Genomic DNA, 20,886 nt, shown 5'->3' with positions numbered 1-20,886 from the left:
GGAATCCCAACGGGGACTATTCGATGGTTTCCTTCAAATTGTCCTGACGCACCAAGACCAGAATCAGCGCAGCCAACACGGCTACCGGCGCCATGGCGCCGAGCACGGGGACTAGGGCGTCGTTATACGAGGTAGTGATCGCGTCGTGCAGCGGGCCAGGCAGTGTATCGACGATCTCCGGGGTGAGCCGAGCACTGCCGCCACCCTGGAAATCCTGCGCGAACTTAGCTCCCTGCGGGCCCAGCTCCTGCAGCGCGCCGGGTAGCCGTTGACCCATCAGATCAGCCACGCGGTGCGTGAACAGCGAACCGATGATCGCTGAGCCAGCCGTACCACCAATCTGGCGGAAGAAGTTATTCGAAGCAGTTGCAGTGCCCACCATCGAGATCGGGAAAGAGTTCTGCACAATCAGCACCAAAATCTGCATCGAAAGCCCCAGGCCAACACCCATGAGAGCCAAGACAAGACCGAGGTGCACGAGGGAATCGTGGGCGTCAAAAAGTCCCATAAGACCAACCGCAGTGGCGGCAACGAGCAGACCCGCGACGGGGAACCACTTGTAGCGACCTGTCCGGGACACGTACTGGCCGGAGGCGGTGGCGGTGACGATCATGCCGGCCATCATCGGGATCATCATTAGACCGGCCTTGGTGGGGGTCATGCCGTGCACCATCTGGATGTACGTGGGCATGTAAGCCAACACGCCAAACATGACCACACCCGTGATCGTGCCGGCCGCAGTCGTGACCACAAAGTTGCGGACGGTGAACAGCTGCATCGGGATCAGCGGATCCTTCGCCTTGCGTTCCACCAGCACAAACAGGGTAGCCAAGACGACTGCTGCGATGCCCAAGCAGATAATGACGGGGCTGGACCAGGCGTAATCGCGCCCACCCCAGGTGAGCAGCAGAATCAGCGAGCTAGTTGCGCCGGCCATCAGAACCGTGCCGGGGACGTCCAGGCGGGCGCCCGAGCCACGCTTCGGCAGATGGAGGTTGAAAAACACCATCAGGAACGTGATGACCGCCAGCGGAACGTTGAACCACAGCGCCCAACGCCAGCCCGGACCGTCGGTGAAAAAGCCACCCAGCAATGGCCCCAGCACGGAGCTCAGACCGAAGACGGCGCCCATGATGCCCATGTAACGGCCGCGATCGCGCGCGGGAACCACGTCGGCGATGATTGCCTGCGCGCCGATCATCAGGCCGCCGGCGCCGAGGCCCTGCACACCGCGGGCGACGATCATCATGTCCATACTCTGCGCCAGCGCGCCGATGACGGAGCCGGTCAGGAATAGGGCTACTGCCACCAGATACAGCGGCTTGCGGCCCATCTGGTCGCCCAACTTGCCGTAGACGGGCATGCCGATGGTCATGGTCAGCAGGAAGCTGGTGATGACCCAGCTCATTTTGTCGGCGCCGCCGAGCTCGCCAACGAGGGTGGGCAGGGCCGTGGAGAAGATCATCTGCCCTAGCGAAGACATCAGCATGCCCAGCATCAGGCAGCCGAAGACTAGGGGGACGTTGTTGGGGTTTTCCTGGCGCTGCTTCTCTGCCGCGTCGAGCCGCGCCTTGGCTGCTGCGGCTTCTTCGCGAGTATCCTTCATTGGCGGTTCTCCTTGGTTGTTTCTGCTGTTGGTTCGGGGGTGGCTGGTTCGATGGCGCTGAAGATCTTTTGCAGGCCTGCAAGCGCGATGTCGAAGTCATTTGTGCTGGTCAGCGTTTTACCATGACGTGTGGCTGAGGTTGCTGCGGCCCATTGCACCGTTGTTGCCGCGGTGACGATGAGGTGCGCTTCTTCCATCGCCTTCATGTCAGTGCTGCGGTTGCCCGGGTGGCCTTCGAGGTTCTTGTACACCGCCTCGGCAAGGTCGCTGCGCAGCTTTTCGTAGCTGGCGAGCTTCGCAAGTGCCAGGCTGGGGAATCTCTTTATTATTTGGGATCGACGCCACCTTATCGACTCCGCCAGTTCCGGATCGAGGTTGGCATTGTCCGATTTTTTAGCCTCCTCGATGCGCTTCTTGGTCAGCATGTCGTAGAGGTATTGAGGCAGGCTGCCTTCTGTGGGGGAGAAGCTTTCGAGCTTGTTGAAGTCGTCCTTGGTGAGCAATGGGGGTTGTTTACCGACCGCAACGTGTTCCTTTGAGGAGAAGTAGTTGAAGAAGGTGCGGCGGCTGATGTCGGCCGCTTCGCAGATTTCTTCTAGGGTGACTCCGTCAAAGGATCGGTCGAGGAAGAGGCGGGTGGCTTCGTCCTCGATCCTTAGCCTGGTTTCCAGGCGTTTGCGCTCGCGCAGCCCCATGGTTGTGGGATCTGTCGGACTTTGGGGATCCGTGGGATCTGTCGGATCTGTGAGATCGGAGGGGTCCGTGAGATCGGAGGGGTTTGAATGCATCACTTAGCCAAACTTACACCCAGTGCAAAGTTGTATCCAGTGCAAGGTTTGTGTGATTCTTCATACGGGTTTGCCTGGTGTGCTGTGGTTAACGGTTCGTGTGGTAGGGGGTGTGCTGTGGTTAACGGTTCGTGTGGTAAGGGGTGTGCTGTGGCGGGGAGTGACTGGTGTTGCGGGTGGATATGCGGTGGTTCATGTGGCGGCAAAGTTCCATTCCGGTGGGTTAAATGTCGGAAAAGTTGCACTCCGGTGGGTTAAATGTCGGAAAAGTTGCACAACCTTGTCGGGGCAGATTTCCAATAGTGCAAAAGTGCAGGTCACGGGGGTGTTGCGGAAGGCGCCAATTCTGGAGGGGAGGCGTTTTGCAGCTTTTCCGACATTTATGAAACGTGTGGTGCTGGTGTGACCAATAGCTTTTGAAGGATAGTGGTTGGTTGGCGGTGTGGCGGCAGGCAGCGGGTACTGGTCAGTGCTGGAGAGGCTGAGTGTCGCTAGAACGAGAATACTTTAATGGGATCAAATTCCAGTAAGGTAAAAGTCCAGTTCAGGGTGTTGTGATTTTCTACAGCCGGTCTCGAAGCTGAACGTATTCTCGGTCTAGCGACATTTCGCCCCATCGGTGGTGGCGAGAGGGGTCAGAGGGACAGGGGCTAAATGCACGGCAAATAGGAAAACCCGCTGTCGCTCCTCCAAAGACGGTGGCCAGTGCCTACTAGTAGCACTAATGACTACTAGTGCCTTCGGAGAACAACAGCAGGTGTGTCGGCCCAGCTTGTAGGCCAGCCAGGATGACCCGGCAAGTGCGGCCAGCCAGGATGACCCGGCAAGTGCGGCCAGCCAGGATGACCCGGCAAGTGCGGCCCGGCAAGTGTGCCAGCCAACCAGCCGTGCCAGCGCGCCTAGCCAGCTGGCCCCGCAACAGCGTCAGAACTTAGTTTTCGCCTACTTGTCGCGGTCGGTGTTTGCCATAGCCAGGACGTCGAGGCGCTTATCCAGCTCCTCCTCGGTTAGCTTCTCACCGTCGACAAAGCCCAGGTCGATGACCGTCTGGCGGATGGTCTTGCCTTCCTTCAGGGCAGTCTTGGCAACCTTTGCTGCAGCCTCGTAACCAATGGCAGAGTTCAGCGGGGTAACGATGGACGGGGAGGACTCAGCCAGAGTGCGCATACGCTCCTCGTTCGGCTCGATGCCGTCGACCAGCTTCTCTGCGAAGACGCGGGCGGTGTTAGCCAGCAGCTTCGAAGATTCCAGCACGTTGCGAGCCATCATCGGGATGTACACGTTCAGCTCGAAGGCACCCTGGGAGCCGCCAAAGGCAACGGCAGCGTCGTTACCGATGACCTGCGCAGCAACCTGGGTTGCGGTCTCGCACAGAACCGGGTTGACCTTGCCCGGCATGATGGAGGAGCCCGGCTGCAGGTCCGGCAGGTGGATCTCGCCCAGGCCGGTCAGCGGGCCGGAGCCCATCCAGCGGATGTCGTTGGCGATCTTGTTCAGAGAGACAGCGATGGTGCGCATAGCACCGGAGAACTCAACCAGGCCATCGCGGTTGGCCTGCGCCTCGAAGTGGTTCTCTGCCTCACGCAGCTGCTCCACGCCGGTCAGCTTCACCAGCTCGGCGGTCACGTTCGCGCCGAAGTCAGCCGGGGTGTTCAGGCCGGTGCCGACTGCGGTACCACCGATCGGCAGCTCACCCAGGCGGGGCAGGGTGGCCTCAACGCGCTCGATGCCTGCCTCGATCTGGCGTGCGTAGCCGGAGAACTCCTGGCCCAGGGTTACCGGAACGGCATCCATCAGGTGGGTGCGACCGGACTTCACGACCGTCTCCCACTCCTTGGCCTTCTTGGCCAGGGACTCCTGCAGGACCTTTAGTCCCGGGATCAGGTCATTGACAGCAGCCTGGGTGGCGGCCACGTGGGTAGCGGTCGGGAACGTGTCGTTGGAGGACTGGCCCATGTTCACGTGGTCATTCGGGTGGATCTCCACGCCATTGTTCTTGGCGATGGAGGCGATGACCTCGTTGGTGTTCATGTTGGAAGAGGTGCCGGAGCCGGTCTGGAACACGTCGATCGGGAACTCAGCGTCGTGCTTGCCGTCAGCGATTTCCTTGGCAGCGGAGATGATGGCATCCGCCTGCTCGTCGGTCAGTAGGCCACGATCCTTGTTCACCTGCGCACAGGCCGCCTTCAGCAGACCCATCGCGCGGATCTGTGCGGACTCCAGCGGGCGATCGGAGATCGGGAAGTTCTCCACGGCACGCTGCGTCTGCGCACGCCACAGAGCCTTCGCGGGAACCTTAACCTCGCCCATCGTGTCGTGTTCAATGCGGAATTCTTGCTCGGTCATTCTTTCATCACCTTTATCTTCTTAGCTTTTTGACGCCTCCCGCTCCGAACCCACCGAAGGGTTCAAAGTCGGGAACCGTGGGAAAGCGGATAGTCTTTCGTGCCCCGCACGGACACCGCCCAATCTACCTAAAAGGCCTGCTGTACGGCGGCGGCGTGGGGGCGTCATAAAAAGGGCTAGTTACGGGTGTAATCCAGCACGGAGTAGGACTGCAGCTTCGCCAGCTGGTGCTGCGACTCGATGAAGCGGATCGTGCCGGAGCGAGAGCGCATGACCAGGGAACGGGTGGTGGCGGAGTTCTGGTGGTAGGAGACACCGCGCACCATATCGCCGTTGGTCACGCCGGTGGCGACGAAGTAGCAGTGCTCGGAGTTCACCAGGTCGTTGGTGGTCAGCACGCGGTCGAGGTCGTGGCCTGCGTCCAGGGCCTTCTGGCGTTCAGCCTCGTCCTTCGGCCACAGCTTGCCCTGGATCTCGCCGCCCATGCACTTCATGGCGGCGGCGGCGATAACGCCCTCCGGAGTGCCGCCGATGCCCATCATGATGTCCACGGAGTTGGTGGCGGTGTCCTGGGCGGTTGCCACGGCACCTGCAACGTCGCCGTCGCCAATCAGGCGGACCTTCGCGCCGGCCTCGCGGATCTCGCGGATCAGATCCTCGTGGCGTGGGCGGTCCAGCACGACGACGGTGATGTCGCCCGGGACAGTGCCCTTGGCCTTGGCGACGGCGTTGATGTTGTCAGCGACCGGAGCGTCGATGTCCACCTTGCCCACGGCCTCCGGGCCAACGGCGATCTTCTTCATGTAGAACACAGCAGACGGGTCGTACATGGATCCGCGCTCGGCGGCGGCGATCACGGAGATGGCGTTCGGGCGGCCTTCGGCCATCAGGGTGGTGCCGTCGACCGGGTCGACGGCGATGTCCACTGCCGGGCCGTTGCCGGTGCCGACCTGCTCGCCGTTGAACAGCATGGGGGCTTCGTCCTTCTCGCCCTCGCCGATCACGACAACGCCGTCCATTTCCACGGAGTTGATCATTTGGCGCATCGCATCCACGGCTGCGCCGTCACCGGATTCTTTCTGTCCACGGCCAACCCACTTGCCGGAGGCGAGGGCGGCGGCTTCGGTCACGCGGACCAGCTCCATCGCCAGGTTGCGATCCGGAGCCTCCGGGTTGGGGGAGACAGCAGGGATGTGCTCAGTAGACATGATCTTCAAGCTCTTTTCTGTTGCTGATTGGTGGCTGATAGGTAATTGTTTCCACTCTTCTTCCATTGTGCCTCATTTACCCCGGGCGTTGTTTCATGCTTTGCCCTATCTTTTGCCGTCCAGCCTTACCTAGGGTTGATTTGGCCAGGCCAGCGGAGGCAATGCGATAATGGCGGGCGTGCAGATTCAAAAACCCCGTGCGTTTCAATCCACCAAGGACATTGTGCTTTCCCTGGTGGTGCTGTTGGTTGCCATGTTCCTGACGGTCGGGTTTACGGGCCTGTGCTCCTATAACCCTGGAGAGGCTGATCGCTCGGGTCCTGTGCAGGAGGTCGACAAGGATACTGTGCTGCAGATGGATGCCCGGACCTTCGACTTCCCGATCCGTAATCCGGAGATGCCGGAAGGCTGGGTGGCCAACTCCGCCCGTCGTGTGATGGTCGGCGGCGAGCCGTCGAGCCTGGTCGGTTGGGTTATTAACGGGGAGAACTACATTTCCTTGACCCAAACCGGTGCCGACTTTAAGGCTGCTTCTCAGCCTGATGATTCCGTGCGGGAAGAGACTGGAACGGAGACCACGGGGGACGTCGAGTGGCACATCTTCACCGGAGACGACGCCCGCCCGCTGTGGGTCGCTGACCTGGGGGATGTGCGCTTGGCTATAGAGGCGATGGCCTCCCACGAGCAGACTCGCACTGCCGCAGAGAAGATTGCTGCGACGCAGCCAATTGACGTCACCGACGTTTCCGACAGTCCCGATGCTGCGGGAGCGGCTGCCGAGCCCAGTAGCGCCGAAACAGCTAATTAGCCCCAGGCGCTGGCTAGCTTTCGCCCTGCGCCTCGGCGTTGCGTGCTTCGCGCTGCTGTAGCGCTTGCTCGATGCGCTTGGATGCGCCATTGAGGTAGTCCTCACAGTATGCGGCCAGCTCCTCGCCGCGTTCCCAGTAGTTCAGCGACTCGTCGAGGCTCATCTGCCCGAGCTCGAGGATCTTCACAACCTCCACCAGTTCATCGCGTGCCTGCTCGTAGCTCAGCTGGTCGAGTGGGCGAAACTTCTGCTGCTCGCCGTTTTCGGTGTTGTTGGTGCCGTTGCTGGTGTTGTTCGCCATCGTCTTAAGCCTCTCCTGTGCTGTTCTCGGTGCTGTCTGTGCTGCCGGTACTGTCTGTGGTGTTGCTGTTTCTATTCATGACGCCCCCAGGCGCCGCCTGTACACCCATCGCCGCGGCCGTGATGGATCCGTCAGGGACCCGGATGCGCAGCTGTGAACCGGGATCAACCTGATCCACCGTGGTGACCACCTGGGCTCCAGATTTGTCACGCGGAATGACCTGCACGATGGAATAGCCACGCGCAAGGGTCTGGGACGGCCCCAGGGCATTGACCTGCGCCTTCAGCGATTCGATGGAGGAACGCAGCGAACGGACATGCACGCCGAGCGCGCGATCCTTGCGCTGCAGAGCCTCCGCGATGATGTCTTTCTGACGGGTGACTGGCAGGCTGGGGTCCGCCATCACGGGCCGGGTGCGGATCTGCGCCAGCCCCTTACGCTCGTGTGAGACCCAGTTACGCAGGGCACCGGCGCCGCGCTGGCGTGCTTCGCTGATTATTCGCAGCTCCTGAACCACATCCGGGACCACTGTCTTGGCCGCATCTGTGGGAGTGGCCGCGCGGACGTCGGCCACGTAGTCCAGCAGGGGATTGTCCGGCTCGTGCCCGATGGCCGAAACCACTGGGGTGCGGAGGCGGGATACCTCGCGAACCAGTGCTTCTTCGGAAAACGGCAGCAGATCTTCCACAGAGCCACCGCCGCGCGCGACGATGATTACGTCGACCGCCGGGTCCTGCTCCAGCTCGTGTAGAGCATCGACGACCTGCGGAACCGTCTTCGGGCCTTGGACGGCTGTGTTAATCACCCGAAAGCGCACTGCGGACCAGCGGCGCTTGGCCACCTCCATCACGTCCCGCTCCGCCGCCGAACCACGACCGGTAATCAAACCCACGGTGGTGGGCAGGAAGGGCAGGGTGGCCTTCAAGCGGGGATCGAAAAGTCCCTCGGCGAACATGGCCTTCTTCAGCTGTTCGATCTGCGCGAGCAGCTGGCCGATACCGACCTGTCGGATTTCCGTGACCCACAGGGAAAAGCTGCCGCGCTTGGAATAGAACGACGGCTTGCCGTGCACGACAATGCGGTCGCCGTCTTTCACCGGAGTGGCCAGGTTCTTCAGCGCGCTCGTCTCCACGGTCAGGGAGACCGAAGCTTCCAGGTTCACGTCGCGCAGAGTGATGTAGGAAAACCGCCAGGTGCTCTTCATGTTTACCTGCGTGACCTGGCCTTCTACCCAGATGAACCCCAACCTTTGGATCCAGTTCTTCACCTGGTCGTTTAGCTGCCCGACCGCCCACGGGGCTTCAGGGGAGTTTGGAACACTCATGGTTAAGCATTCTAAATGACGGCTCGGACACCAGTTGATGACCAGTGGATGAGCAGTACAAAGGCAGCGGATGGGCAGGGGATGGGCACTGTCAGGTACTTCCATTACGATGGGGCACATGAGTACCCCAACTACCGAGGCAACTGCCGACACGAAGAAGGTTTATCTAGCTGCTCCGCGCGGTTATTGCGCCGGAGTCGATCGTGCCGTCGAGTCCGTCGAGAAGGCTTTGGAAAAGCACGGTGCGCCGCTGTACGTGCGTAAGGAAATTGTGCACAACAAGCACGTTGTGAAGACTTTCGAGGATCGCGGCGTGATCTTCGTCGACGAGACCTCGGAGATTCCTCGTGGCTCCAATGTGGTGTTCTCGGCGCACGGTGTATCGCCCGCCGTGCATGAGGAGGCACGCCAGCTCGAGTTGAAGACTTTTGACGCCACGTGCCCGCTCGTCACCAAGGTCCACCACGAGGTCACGCGCTTCGCTAAGCAGGGATACCAGATCATTCTGATCGGCCACCACGGCCACGAAGAGGTCGAGGGCACCGCGGGTGAGGCCCCGGATGTCGTCCACCTGGTCGACGGCGAGGACGACGTGAATGCGCTGGACTTCCCGGAGGATACGAAGCTGGTGTGGCTGTCCCAGACCACCCTGAGCGTGGACGAAACTATGACAACCGTGAAACTGCTGCGCGAGAAGTTCCCGCACATCCAAGATCCGCCGTCCGATGACATCTGCTACGCCACTCAGAACCGTCAGGTCGCGGTCAAGGCCATCGCTCCGAAGGTGGAGCTCATGATCGTGGTTGGTTCGCAGAACTCCTCCAACTCCAAGCGCCTGGTGGAGGTAGCCCTGCAGCACGGAACGCAGGATGCCCACCTGGTGGACTACGCAGAACAGGTCGATCCCGCTTGGCTGGATGGCGTGACGCACGTCGGCGTAACCTCAGGCGCATCCGTCCCGGAGATCCTCGTTCGCGGTGTGCTGGAGCTGCTGGCGGAGAAGGGCTATGGCGAGGTGGAGGAAGTCACCACCGCCACAGAGGATCTGATCTTCTCCCTGCCACGCGAGCTGCGTCCGCCGCGGACCCAGAAATAAACCAAACCCGATAGGGGGGGGAGCTAACCGCAGAGCGCCAGAGCCAGATCAGCTATTCGCGCTCGTCGTCGAGGTAGCGCTTGGGGGACATGCGCCGCTCCGGGAAGGGGATCCGGCGGCGCTGAGCGTTCTCGCGTAACTCCTCAGAGCTTCGGGTGACCCGCTTGGCGCTAGTACGGGAGTTGTCGGCGCTGGAGGTCTCTCCAAGGCGCAGGAATTCCTCGTCCCTATCGATGCTCCTGTCGGAATCCCTATCCAAGCTCCTGGCGGCGCGCTCCTGATAGGGGGCAGGAACCGAATCCCCGCCCCGGGGAATGCGGGTTCCACGCTGTGCCGTTCGTTCTGAACGTTTCCGCGGTTCGTAGCTGGGGGCGTCATTAAAAGAACGAGCACTTCTGCGCGCGTGGCTTCGAGCGTGCGAACGCTCTTGTGCGCGACCGTAGGTCTCAATATTGCTGCGGTCGGATTCGCTGCGACGGCGGCGCTGCATCTCCAGCTTCGCGGCCTTGCGGGTGAGGGACTCGCGGAAGTTCCACCAGCGGAAAACCGCAATACCCACTGCGACGAGGAAGGGGATCAGTAGCCACAGGTAGTGCTCAATGGCGGGGTAGATCGAGGTGATGACCTTCGTCTTCCGGCTGGCAATTGTCGCCCTTCCGGAACTGAACCAGCCAATCAAAAGCGATCCGAACAGGTAAAACAGTGGGAACGAAGCGACGGTGATGAAGAGTCCGCGCGGCTCGACGAAGATGGTAGAGGCAATCATTCCTACGGCGAAGAGGCCGAAGAAAAGAGTCGGGATCGTGGTATCGCCATTGGCGAGCACTAGGCCGGTGAAGACAATGGCCAGCATCACCAGTACGGGTGCCCAGACGGGGAACCAGTGCGCCGGTGAATCATCATGCGCCACCTCAGCCTTGCCGCGGCTGCGTACGCCTCGGTGTGCGGTGCGGCTATTGCTTCTGTGTCGGCTGCTTTCGGTCACGGGGTAATGCTACTTCTTCGGCTTGCTCTACTCGTTATTGCCACGGAGGGACTTATAAATTGACTGCACCTTACCGCGGATCTGTGCTCTCTTGTCGCTGAGGGATGACGCCCCCTCGTCTGCGTCTGCTGCCGTCTCCGTAGGAGCGTCGCTGACCGCCGCGGTGGTCGTGGCTTTGGAGGACTCGGCGGAATCAGTCTTATCGGAGCTGTTCAGCATCATGGCCTTACGCAGCTCCTGCCAGCGTTGGGCGGCTCGCTCTGATTGTTCGCCCGTTAGGGAACCGGCAGTGGTAGCAAACTCGATATCCCGGGAGGTTTTCTCGCCCGTAGCAAGGTCCGTTAGGTCGCCCATGTAACGCAGAATTACGGCGATCATGGCGGCACAGGGCACAGCCAGGAATGCACCGATGATGCCGAACAGGGTGGAGCCCAGGGTGACGGAAAGCAGGATGATGACGGGGTGGACGTTCATCGCGCGGGACTGCAGCACCGGCTGCAGGATGTTGCCCTCCAGCTGTTGGACGGCAACAACCAGGAGCAGCGCCATAACGGCGGTGTTGAAGTCGACTGCCACCAGAGCGATCAACACAGACAGAGCACCGGCGACGAATGCGCCGACCATCGGGATGAATCCACCGAAGAAAGTCAGGATAGCTAGCGGGCCGGCCAGTGGCACGTTCAGCAGCACCAGACCCAGACCGATAAAGATGGCGTCGATCGCGGACACGATGGCCTGGGTGCGGATGAAGCCACCCAGTGTGTTCCAGCAGCGGGTCAGAACCTCAGTGAGGTGCCAGCCGACACGGCGGCCGGTCACGCGGCGCAGCATTGGCAGGAAGTTCTCTCCGTCCTTCAAGAAGAAGAACGTCAGAACCAACATCACGAAGAGAGTGACCAGCAGGGAAGCAGTCTCCGTGCCGAAAGCGGCAATGCTGGTTGCGATGTCGCCGGACTTGTTCTGCAGCCAGTCGGTGATCTGCTGAACACCGTCGTTGAACTGGCTTTCCTGCAAGTTAACGGGAGGACCTTGCAGCCAGTCCTGGATCCGGCCGATGCCGTCGCTGGCCTGGTTAACGATCGTCTTACCTTGATCCACGGCACTAGGTGCGATGGCGGCGAAGGTGCCGATGATGAGGGCGAAGAAGCCCAGGATAGAGATCAGCACAGCCAAGCTGTTGGGGATCTTTAACTTGCGGAGCAGGCGCACGACCGGCCACAGCACGGTACATACGATCACCGACAGACAGACCGGCAGAATGCCTGCCCAAAGCTTGCCGAATACCTGGAAACCTAGGTAGAGAGCCGCAGCGATGATGATGAAGCGCAAGCACCAGCCTGCAAACCAGCGACCCGTGGTGCCGATGACCTCCGCACGGTCGCGTAGTTCAGGGTTCAGCTCCTCATCTATGGGAGACCTCTTGGCTGGTTTCTTGGCCTTCTTTTTAACCTTTGCGGCATGAGAACGAAGGCCGGGGTGATCGTCGGTTTCTGTCTCCCCATCCGGCTCGTGATCTTCATCCAGTGGCTTTTCCGTGCCTGTTGTGGCGCGGGCTGTGTTGCGCTCCTGGACGTAGGAATCCCCCTTTTCCTCCACGGTGGGGGAAGTTTCCGCCCGCCTGTCCTCGACCAGCTCGGCCTCGGGGGAATCAGGACTTACGGTTGGGTGCTTGGCTGCCTGCGGTTCGTCAGCGAACTGACCGTGGCCGAGGCGTTCTTCGTCTCTATCGTCACCCGGGATTGGGATGTTTTCCGTATCCATGCGATGGGAACCCGCGATAAAGTCTGCAAAATCACGGCCATCCTTACGAGGAAAGGACCTGTCGTGGGGGTTCTGGGAGTTCATTCTCCCCATTCTGCCTCACGCAGGTCCAAAACGGGAGTTTATGACGCACCCCGGGGCGTGTTATCTGGCGGCCTAATGCGCCGCGGAGGATGTGTTCACCTGGAGTAGGGACTCGTTGTCCGTGCCGGGAGCAGAACCCAGCTCGCCAGTGGTGGCGTCATCAGTCTTGGCGAGCATAAGAATCGCTGCAACGAGCCCACCCCAGATCACGATAATGAACAGGGCCATCAGGAGAATTGCGGGGCCGGTCATGATAGTTCCTTTCCATTGTTAGCGCCGTTGTTAGAATCGGAGGCAGAGGTAGCAGAGGTAGCAGCAGCGGCAGTGTCAGTCGCGAGCGGATTCGGTGTGTTCTTCGGTCGCCCCTTTGGAGGCACGCCGTAGTCCGAACTCGGCAGACCATCGAGGAACAGATTGCCGCGGAAAGGCACGAAGCTCCATACCACCGCGCCCAGGCCGATGATGATGAGCACCAACCAGCCATAAGCGAAGATCGTTCCGGAAGCGTAGCCCTCGTAGCCTTCGGAGAGGAGAGTACGAATCTCCTCGAACAGGAAGTAGAGAAGTACTACAGGAGTGATGGCGAAGACGCATGCCTTCCACGCGAGGCCGAGGCGCAGCTCCGAAACAGCGTTGAGGTGCTGTGCCATCTCGTTACGGCGCCCCTGAACCCAGCCAATGGTCAGAACCGCGGCGACGGCGCAGATCACGATGCCCAGGTTGTTGGTGAACTTATCCATGATGTCCAGGGTGATCAGACCGGACGTGGTGGAGAACAGTAGGCAGGAGACGACGGCCATGATGCCACCAATGCTGATCGAGGCGACCTCACGGGACAGGTTCAGTTTGTCCTTCACAGCGGAGATGACAACCTCCATGATGGAGATGAGCGACGTAATGCCAGCAAGGAACAAGGAGCCGAAGAACAGCACGCCGAACAGGGGTCCCGCCGGCATTTCGTTGATGATGGTCGGGAAGGCAATGAACGCCAGGCCGATGCCGCCGGAGACCGATTCCTCGACGGAGGTGCCAGACTGGGCAGCCATGAATCCCAGGGTGGCGAACACGCCGATGCCGGCCAGAACTTCGAAGGAGGAGTTAGCGAAGGCCGTGACCATACCGGTGCCGGTGAGGTTCGTGCGCGGCTTGAGGTAAGAGGCGTAGGTCATCATGATGCCGAAGCCGATGGACAGGGAGAAGAAGATCTGGCCATAAGCGGCGATCCATACGGAAGTATCGGACAGCACACTCCAGTTAGGGATGAAGAATGTGTTCAGACCTTCGGCAGAACCGTCGAGGAACAGGGCGCGGACCACCATGACCACGAACAGGACGATCAGTACCGGCACGAAGAACATGGTGACGCGGCCGATGCCTTCGTTGATTCCGCGAGCCAGGGTAAAGATGCAGATCGCCCAGACGGCGACCATGACCAGCAGAACCGGGATGACGAAGTCACCGGTCCATGCAGAGGAGTCATCAAGCTTCAGGAATTCAGCCTGGAAATAAGACTCTGCGTCCTCACCCCATGTCTTGTTGATGGACTTCCAGGTGTAGATACCCGCCCAGGCGATAATGGCGGCGTAGTAGACCGCGATGAAGAAGTTCACACCTACCTTCAGCCAGCCGATCGGCTCTGCGTACTTGCTGGTGCGGCGGAATGTCAGGGGAGTGGAGCCGCGGAAGCGGTGACCCATGGCAAGGTCGAACCACAGCAGGGGAATACCCGCGGTGAGGAGCGCGACCAGGTAGGGGATCAGGAAGGCGCCGCCGCCGTTTTCAAAGGCGACGTAGGGGAAGCGCCAAATGTTACCCAGGCCGACCGCAGAGCCAATTGCGGCCATGAGGAACACGAGGCGGGTGTTGAATGTTTCCCGTCTCTGACGGGTGCTAGCTTCAGGCGAGGAGGATGAAGTGGTCATTGAGGTGCAACTTTCTAGCAGGCATCTCGCAAGGCGAAGGATTAATAGAAGTGGCTTAATGGGTGGTAAAGCCTCAAGGTTTTCTAAGGTGCACTTACTATATGGCGGTTGACAGGCTCTGATAGTGGGTTTTCACAATTCTTTCCTCGGATTGATTACCTAATGAAAGGGCGGGGGTAGCCGGTCTGGGGTATGTGGGGGTACTGGAGCGGCTTTGGGTGGGCAGCGGTGGGCGTCAAAAAGAAGCAATAAGTATGGCAATAGAGGCAATAGAAAGGGCGCATTGGAGGCAGCGACGGCCGGGCGATAGGATGGGGTACGTGACTCTTACTCTTGGAATTGTTGGCCTGCCCAACGTGGGCAAGTCCACGCTGTTTAACGCCCTGACCCGCAACGATGTTCTGGCTGCGAACTACCCGTTCGCAACCATTGAGCCCAACGTGGGGCTGGTAGAACTTCCGGATCCGCGCCTAACGCGCCTGGCGGAGATCTTCGAATCCGAGCGCATCCTGCCCGCGACCGTCTCCTTCGTGGACATTGCCGGCATCGTGAAGGGCGCCTCCGACGGCGAGGGTATGGGTAATGCCTTCCTGGCGAACATCCGCGAGGCGGACGCGATCTGCCAGGTGGTGCGTACGTTCTCCGACGACAACGTGATCCACGTCGATGGGCGTGTGGACCCGGCCAGCGACATTTCCGTCATTGAGACGGAGCTGATCCTGGCCGACCTGCAGACGGTAGAGAAGGCTCTGCCGCGCCTGGAAAAGGAAGCGCGGAAGAATAAGGACCTTGCTGAGCAGGTGGAGGGAGCTAAGAAGGCCCAGGAAATCCTGGAGGATAGCCGCACATTGTCGAGCGCTGCTGCGCTGGGGGAGATCGACCTGGCGACCGTGCGCGACCTGCACTTCCTGACAGCCAAGCCGTTCCTATATGTGTTCAACTCCGACGAGTCCGTGCTGACGGATGAGGACAAGAAGGCGGAGCTGCGCGAGCTGGTGGCTCCGGCGGACTGCGTTTTCCTGGATGCCGCTACAGAAGCCGACCTGCTGGAGCTGGATGACGAGGAGGCAGCTGAGCTGCTGGAATCTGTCGGTCAGACCGAACCAGGACTGCAGACGCTGGCCAAGGCTGGCTTTGCAACGCTCGGCCTGCAGACCTACCTAACCGCCGGGCCGAAGGAGGCTCGCGCATGGACGATCCATAAGGGTGATACTGCCCCGCAGGCTGCGGGTGTGATCCACACGGACTTCGAGAAGGGCTTCATTAAGGCAGAGATCGTAGCCTTCGAGGACCTGGACGAGCTCGGTTCTATGGCCGAGGCCCGCGCCCACGGCAAGGTGCGCCAGGAAGGCAAGGACTACGTGATGGCTGACGGTGACGTGGTCGAGTTCAAGTTCAACGTGTAGTGCTTAACCTCTGCGATGAACTCTTTGATCCCGGGACGTGATGAGGACTGGGGCTATTGTGCTCCCCCGAACGCTACGGCCCGGGGACACGAGGCTGTGTCGCAGGTGCAAGCGAGAGGACCAGGAGCGAAACACAGACCGCTGAGTCGACGCAGTCACGGTAAAGACGGAGCCGTCTAGGCGGTGCTCGAGGTTGCGCGAGATACGGTGACGCTGGGCGTCGGTAAGCGATGCGCATTCGGCGACATCGATGGAAAGCTGGACTTTGCCGTCCGTCGTGTTGACGCCCTGGCCGCCTGGAGTCGACGATTTCGCGAAACGCTCCGCGAGATCGGCGGCGATGACCGCACCGTCGGGGATCCCCGGGCCGGGCGCTATGGTCAGGTCGTTCATGCCGCCCAGCCTAGGTGCCCACAACCCTTTCTCGTCTCGGCGGGAGCGGAGACCGCGTCGCGACGGCCGGGATCCAGCCTCAGTATTATCCGCGTCACCGGTTGATTCGAACGCTTTTTGCTCCTCCTTCTCCCGTCGGGCTTCGATTTCAGCGGCCTCCGTAGGTGGCAGTGATCGCTGGATCCCTCGAACTACCGGTTCCGATCAGCGGTCGAAGGATTTTCGCAGCAGCCGGACCTGCGGCGCCGGTGCCGCCGCCGTAGCCTGACGAGCATCCCCGCCATGACGGCCATCACGACGGCGGTCCCGGCACCGATGATCCAGGGATTACCGAGGAGCCCACCGACGCCTGCAAGTGCTCCGCCCGCCGCGATGAACGGCAGGCCGCAGCAGAGCAGCGACGGAAGCGCGCAGCATGCCAGCAAGAGCAGCCCGGTCACTGCAGCGACGACGGGACCGGCGCGCCATTCGTCGCGGTCCTGATCGGCGCTGATCGTCTGCTTCAGGATGAGATCTCCCCGATTGCCTGTGTTGCCGTTCATGCGCAGCACGACAGCAGCGACGGGTCGGTGGTGAAAGCCTTCGCGGCGATCCGGATGCCCTCGGCCATGGTCAGGTAGGGGGCCCAGGCGTTGGCGACCTCGGCGACGGTCCTGCCGAGCGCGTGGACGCCTGCGGCGGCGAGCTCCCCGGCGTCCTTGGCGACGGCGGTCAGGCCGAGGATCTCGTTCGTCTCGGCGTTCACGACGATCTTGATGAACCCGCGGGTGTCGCGGTTCACCAAGGCGCGGGGCACGTGGTGCAGGGGCAGGACGCGGCAGTCGCAGCGGATCCCCGCGGCGAGGACGTCCTTCTCGGTCATCCCGACCGCGCCGATCGCGGGCTCGGTGAACGTCACCCGCGGCAGGCGGGCGTAGTCGACGGACCGGTCGGCGTCGGCGAACGCGTTCTCGGCGACGAGGGTGCCGTGGTGGGCGGCGACGTAGACGAACTCGGGGTGCCCGGTCACGTCGCCCGCGGCCCAGATCCGCGGGTTCGAGGATTGCAGCCGGTCGGAGACGACCACCTCGCCGGAGTCTCCGGTATTCACCCCGACCGCATCGAGGTTCAGGCCATCGGTGACGGGACGGCGTCCGAGGGCGACCAGGACCTGGTCGGCGCGGAACTCCTGCGAGCCGCCGGACAAGGCGGCGGTCACGACGGCCTCGCCTCCCGTGCCGCGGGAGACCCGGGTGGGCACTGCGCGGCTGACGACGCGGATGCCCTCGTCGGCGAACACCTCCTGGAGCGCCTTCGACACCTCCGGCTCCTCCTTCGAGGCGAGCCGGGACCGCACGAGCAGCGTGACCTGCGAGCCGAGGCGGGCGAACAGCTGCGCCTGCTCCAGGGCGACGTAGCCGCCGCCGAGCACCAGCAGCGACTCGGGGACCTCCGTCAGCTCCATCGCCGTGGTCGAGGTCAGGTATCCGGTCTCCTCCAGGCCGTCGATCGGCGGTGCCCACGGGCGAGAACCAGTCGCGACCAGGTAGTGGTGGGCCTCGATGGTCTCGACGCTTCCGTCGGATCCGGCAACATCGAGAACCGGCGCATCAGGGGTGCCCACGAACGAGGCGTCGCCGCGGAGGACCTGCCAGCCGTAGGAGTCGGCGACGTCGGCGTACTTCTCGCCGCGCAGCGACTCCACCAACGCTTGCTTCCCAGCGATCAGCGCGGGCATGTCTACGGGATCCGCCGTCGTCGCGATCCCGGGGAACCGGGTTGCGGCGTCGACCGCGACGTGCCGCGCGCCGGCCGCGGCAATGAGCGCCTTCGACGGGACGCAGCCCGTGTTCACGCAGGTGCCGCCGAGCGTCCCGCGCTCGATCATCACCACCGACTTCCCGAGCGTGCTGGCGCGGATCGCAGCGGCGAACGCGCCGCCTCCCGATCCGATGATGGCGAGATCGTACTTCGTAGGCATCGCTGCTCCTGCCAACTCTTGGCTTTCTGCTCTGTCTCAGCCATACTGGACCTTCCAGTGCAGGGGAAGGTCAAGCGCGGCCACGGAGGGAGACAGCAATGTGGATCGGAGAACTCGCCGAGAGGGCGGGCACTACCGCGAAGACCCTTCGCTTCTACGAGGAACAGGGCCTTCTGCCCCCGACCGAGCGCACGCCGTCCGGATACCGCGACTACGCGCCCGAGACGGTCGCTCGGATCGACTTCATCCACCGCGGCCAGGCCGCGGGCCTCACCCTCGCCCAGATCCGCCAGATCCTCGACATCCGCGACGGCGGCCATGCGCCCTGCGAGCACGTGCGCGACCTGCTTGACGTGCGCCTCGCTGAGATCGAGCAGCAGATCGCGCAGCTCTCCGTGCTGCGCGACACTATCGCGGACCTTAGCCAGGACGCCGCGCACCCGGATCCTGAAACGTGCAGCACCGATCAAGTGTGTAGGTACTTGTAGACGGCGGGAGTCAATGACTCAAACGCTACAACCCCGATATGCGCTAGCGCATGTCGATGCCGCCGGTGCCCACCTCGATGATTTTGGTGGTGGCCGCGATAGCACACAGCAGCGGCATCGGGGCGGAGGCCTGCAGCGCGAAGTGGTGGACTCGGAAGGACGCGTTGTTCACGCCGATTTCGTCCGCAGCCTGGGTGATCTCCAGACGAGTCTTGGCGATCTTTTCCGCAGATGGCTCGCACTAGCTGCCGAAGGCGTAATGCCCGAAGCTTAAGAAGCCGAACGCTTTCATTGGATAACACTCCTTTTGATGGTGTTAACGAGAGGGGGTAACTTTGCAACGACATACCGTGGAATTTAAGTTCAATGTGTAGATTAGCCAAATAAGAATCCCTGGCAGATGGTGGGGTAACCCTGCTCTGACATCTGAATCTAGCTTTGATGCGCTGGGATTAAGACTGGTCACGTGTGAGAAGGTTTCGTGTACAATTAGGTACATGAACTTTTTATTGCTCGGTGGTACCGGTTTCCTTGGAGGACACATTGCGTTTGCAGCAGTCGAGCGAGGACATCAAGTTACTTGCCTTGCACGGGGTAACGGGAAGGTTCCCAACGGAGCTGAGTTTGTGAGTTCAGACCGTGACCGTGACGGTGCGTACGATGAGGTTGCGGGGAAAACTTGGGACACCATTGTGGATCTGACGAGTCAGCCGAAGCATGCGCGGGATGCGGCGGCGAAACTCCAGGCCAAGCATCGTATATTCGTGTCTTCGAGCAGCGTATATGAGGACCAGGGAAGTATTTCTTCCGAGTCTGATTCCGTAGTCGCACCGCTTGAAAATGACTACATGGAGAACATGGGGCAGTACCCAGCCGCAAAGTCTGCTTGCGAAACGATTTATCGCAGCACAAATCGGTCGGTAATGGTAGTTCGACCCGGTCTGATTGCCGGCTACGGCGACGAAACAGGGCGCAGTGGTTACTATCCGTGGCGTTTCGCGCATCCCACGGGTGAGAACGTGATCGTCCCAGACCCGGCGTTTCCCGTCGCTATGATTGATGTGAAAGACCTTGCAGGCTGGATAGTTGAGTCTGCAGAAGTTGGGACTTTCGGAACCTTTAACGCTACGGGGTTTGCTACTTCCATGTCTGATGTGTTCAAGATTTCGCGTGAGTTAACCGCATCGGAGGCTACTGAGCGACCTTGCTCTGATGAACTGCTTCTCGCTAATGATGTAACCCCGTGGATGGGTCCAAAATCGTTGCCGTTGTGGGTATCAGGTGAACAGTTTCGCAACATCGCGCTACTCGATTGCGCCGCAGCCTACGAAGCTGGCCTGCGGATTCGCCCGTTGAAAGAAACATTGGCGGATGCGCTGCGATTCGAAGAAGAACAGCAGGGTGAAAGACTCGCTGGACTCAGCGATGAAGAGGAAGTCGTGCTTCGCCAGCGGTTAGAAGATGGTATTTAGCTTCGGAGGAACAGTTTTAGTTGCAGTCGGGACCGTGCTGAGTTGTTCTTGTTCCGCGACTGACTGTGAGGTTTACATAGATACTTCAGGAACGTCCATTACACGCGAGTCTCAAATGGGGCCCACGAGCTGGCAGTCACGGGTAGAGCTTGAAGACCGTTTACGCTCCTGCCCCCGCAGCTGCCGGGGCGACTGCGGCGGAAGCGCCTCCTATCGATTCAGCGGTTACCCTGTACTGAAACGTGGTCGAGTTCAAGTTTAACGTCTAACGTTATTGACGCTTCGCGTTATGGGGGATAGGGTGAAGCATGATCCAGTCGTTCGCTGACAAGGACACTGAGTGTCTGTGGAATCGAGAGCGGGTTCGCTCGATCGATTCCCGCATTCACTCAGTAGCGCTGCGTAAGCTTCGCCAGCTTGGGTACGCACAGACTCTTGATGAGTTACGGATTCCCCCGGGAAACCGGCTTGAGGCGTTGAAAGGTGATCGGCGGGGTCAGTTCAGCATTCGAATCAACGACCAGTGGCGGATCTGTTTTCGGTGGTCCGCCGCGGGGCCAGAGGAGGTTGAGATCGTTGACTACCACTGACAAGCTCCCTCCGGTTCACCCCGGTGAGATCCTCATGGAGGACTTTCTCAAAGAAATGGGGATCACCCAGCACAAGCTCGCCGTCTCCATCGGCGTTCCGCCCCGCCGGATCAACGAAATTGTTCACGGTAAGCGCGCTGTAACCGCTGACACGGCCCTTCGTCTAGCGAAGTTTTTCGAGATGAGCCCCCAGTTCTGGCTCGGGTTGCAGACCCAGTACGACCTGGATGTGGCGGAAGACAAAATCCTCGCCGAGATCGAGCGGATTCAGCCGGTTCACACGGTCTCGGCGTAGCGGTTACCCGAACCAGGTCCGTCAGCGTGAGGATATGCACGCGGATGGTTCGA

The 20,886-nt window shown here is 60.9% G+C and carries 20 protein-coding genes and 1 pseudogene; 7 read left to right on the top strand and 14 right to left on the bottom strand.

The annotated features are described in order from the left end of the window. Positions 1-16 precede the first annotated feature (16 nt). The 4 genes from JQ46_RS04455 to glpX form a co-directional block, all read right to left on the bottom strand. Positions 17-1,606, bottom strand: coding sequence for an MDR family MFS transporter (locus JQ46_RS04455; RefSeq protein WP_034985769.1), 1,590 nt, complete (start codon positions 1,604-1,606; stop codon positions 17-19). Then, positions 1,603-2,301: a TetR/AcrR family transcriptional regulator gene (locus JQ46_RS04450; protein ID WP_034985766.1), complete on the bottom strand. Its 699-nt coding sequence runs from the start codon at positions 2,299-2,301 to the stop codon at positions 1,603-1,605. Before JQ46_RS04450 ends, JQ46_RS04455 begins: the two co-directional genes overlap by 4 nt. A 1,035-nt stretch (positions 2,302-3,336) precedes the next feature. Further along, positions 3,337-4,740, bottom strand: a complete 1,404-nt coding sequence (locus JQ46_RS04445) for a class II fumarate hydratase (protein WP_034985763.1) — start codon at positions 4,738-4,740, stop codon at positions 3,337-3,339. Between the two features lie 176 nt (positions 4,741-4,916). Beyond that, positions 4,917-5,948, bottom strand: coding sequence for a class II fructose-bisphosphatase (gene glpX, locus JQ46_RS04440; protein ID WP_034964419.1), 1,032 nt, complete (start codon positions 5,946-5,948; stop codon positions 4,917-4,919). Between the two features lie 169 nt (positions 5,949-6,117). Between glpX and JQ46_RS04435 the strand changes: the two genes are divergently transcribed. Beyond that, positions 6,118-6,756 (top strand): DUF4245 domain-containing protein, encoded by a 639-nt coding sequence (locus JQ46_RS04435; RefSeq protein ID WP_005293275.1) that lies wholly within the window; start codon positions 6,118-6,120, stop codon positions 6,754-6,756. Positions 6,757-6,769: 13 nt separating this feature from the next. On the opposite strand, the gene JQ46_RS04430 is transcribed toward JQ46_RS04435, so the two are convergent. Continuing rightward, positions 6,770-7,057, bottom strand: coding sequence for an exodeoxyribonuclease VII small subunit (locus JQ46_RS04430; RefSeq protein WP_005293273.1), 288 nt, complete (start codon positions 7,055-7,057; stop codon positions 6,770-6,772). A 4-nt stretch (positions 7,058-7,061) separates the two neighbouring features. Beyond that, on the bottom strand, positions 7,062-8,381 hold the full coding sequence (xseA, locus tag JQ46_RS04425; protein WP_034985761.1) for an exodeoxyribonuclease VII large subunit: 1,320 nt from the start codon (positions 8,379-8,381) through the stop codon (positions 7,062-7,064). A gap of 109 nt (positions 8,382-8,490) precedes the next feature. Between xseA and JQ46_RS04420 the strand changes: the two genes are divergently transcribed. Then, positions 8,491-9,477 carry a 4-hydroxy-3-methylbut-2-enyl diphosphate reductase gene (locus JQ46_RS04420; protein ID WP_034985758.1) on the top strand — a complete coding sequence of 329 codons (987 nt, stop codon included), beginning with the start codon at positions 8,491-8,493 and terminating at the stop codon, positions 9,475-9,477. A 52-nt stretch (positions 9,478-9,529) separates the two neighbouring features. Here JQ46_RS04420 and JQ46_RS04415 read toward each other — a convergent pair whose 3' ends face one another. From JQ46_RS04415 to JQ46_RS04400, 4 genes are all read right to left on the bottom strand, one after another. Next, positions 9,530-10,462 carry a DUF6542 domain-containing protein gene (locus JQ46_RS04415; RefSeq protein ID WP_034985757.1) on the bottom strand — a complete coding sequence of 311 codons (933 nt, stop codon included), beginning with the start codon at positions 10,460-10,462 and terminating at the stop codon, positions 9,530-9,532. Positions 10,463-10,489: 27 nt separating this feature from the next. Further along, on the bottom strand, positions 10,490-12,307 hold the full coding sequence (locus JQ46_RS04410) for an AI-2E family transporter (RefSeq protein WP_237744722.1): 1,818 nt from the start codon (positions 12,305-12,307) through the stop codon (positions 10,490-10,492). Positions 12,308-12,379: 72 nt separating this feature from the next. After that, entirely contained in the window at positions 12,380-12,559 is a 180-nt protein-coding gene (gene metS / locus JQ46_RS04405; protein WP_011273883.1) for a methionine/alanine import NSS transporter subunit MetS, read from the bottom strand. Further along, complete coding sequence (locus JQ46_RS04400; protein WP_034985752.1) at positions 12,556-14,229, bottom strand: sodium-dependent transporter; 1,674 nt, start codon at positions 14,227-14,229, stop codon at positions 12,556-12,558. Before JQ46_RS04400 ends, metS begins: the two co-directional genes overlap by 4 nt. Positions 14,230-14,549: 320 nt before the next feature. Between JQ46_RS04400 and ychF the strand changes: the two genes are divergently transcribed. Beyond that, positions 14,550-15,635: a redox-regulated ATPase YchF gene (gene ychF, locus JQ46_RS04395; RefSeq protein ID WP_034985750.1), complete on the top strand. Its 1,086-nt coding sequence runs from the start codon at positions 14,550-14,552 to the stop codon at positions 15,633-15,635. Between the two features lie 3 nt (positions 15,636-15,638). Here ychF and JQ46_RS11575 read toward each other — a convergent pair whose 3' ends face one another. The 3 genes from JQ46_RS11575 to merA all read right to left on the bottom strand — a co-directional run bounded on the left by JQ46_RS11575 (position 15,639) and on the right by merA (position 17,988). Further along, positions 15,639-16,028: a class I peptide chain release factor gene (locus JQ46_RS11575; RefSeq protein ID WP_015381421.1), complete on the bottom strand. Its 390-nt coding sequence runs from the start codon at positions 16,026-16,028 to the stop codon at positions 15,639-15,641. Positions 16,029-16,219: 191 nt separating this feature from the next. After that, a complete protein-coding gene (locus JQ46_RS04385; protein WP_034970986.1) occupies positions 16,220-16,570 on the bottom strand; it encodes a hypothetical protein in 351 nt (116 codons plus the stop codon). Continuing rightward, positions 16,567-17,988, bottom strand: a complete 1,422-nt coding sequence (gene merA / locus JQ46_RS04380; RefSeq protein WP_034985748.1) for a mercury(II) reductase — start codon at positions 17,986-17,988, stop codon at positions 16,567-16,569. Before merA ends, JQ46_RS04385 begins: the two co-directional genes overlap by 4 nt. Before the next feature lie 98 nt (positions 17,989-18,086). Between merA and JQ46_RS04375 the strand changes: the two genes are divergently transcribed. Next, entirely contained in the window at positions 18,087-18,476 is a 390-nt protein-coding gene (locus JQ46_RS04375; protein WP_005290994.1) for a heavy metal-responsive transcriptional regulator, read from the top strand. 46 nt (positions 18,477-18,522) lie between these two features. Here the strand turns inward: JQ46_RS04375 and JQ46_RS11445 are convergent. Beyond that, a pseudogene (locus JQ46_RS11445) lies at positions 18,523-18,768 on the bottom strand (LLM class flavin-dependent oxidoreductase); the annotation flags it as partial. A gap of 205 nt (positions 18,769-18,973) precedes the next feature. On the opposite strand from JQ46_RS11445, the gene JQ46_RS04365 reads away from it, so the two are divergent. The 3 genes from JQ46_RS04365 (at position 18,974) to JQ46_RS04355 (ending at position 20,833) form a co-directional block, all read left to right on the top strand. Next, complete coding sequence (locus tag JQ46_RS04365) at positions 18,974-19,948, top strand: NAD-dependent epimerase/dehydratase family protein (protein ID WP_034985746.1); 975 nt, start codon at positions 18,974-18,976, stop codon at positions 19,946-19,948. Positions 19,949-20,256: 308 nt separating this feature from the next. Further along, complete coding sequence (locus tag JQ46_RS04360; protein ID WP_034985744.1) at positions 20,257-20,538, top strand: type II toxin-antitoxin system RelE/ParE family toxin; 282 nt, start codon at positions 20,257-20,259, stop codon at positions 20,536-20,538. 34 nt (positions 20,539-20,572) lie between these two features. Further along, positions 20,573-20,833, top strand: coding sequence for a HigA family addiction module antitoxin (locus JQ46_RS04355; protein WP_034985889.1), 261 nt, complete (start codon positions 20,573-20,575; stop codon positions 20,831-20,833). Positions 20,834-20,886: the final 53 nt, after the last annotated feature.

The organism is Corynebacterium jeikeium (assembly GCF_000738175.1).
Lineage (GTDB): Bacteria > Actinomycetota > Actinomycetes > Mycobacteriales > Mycobacteriaceae > Corynebacterium > Corynebacterium jeikeium_C.
This window is presented reverse-complemented; position numbering and strand designations above follow the sequence as displayed.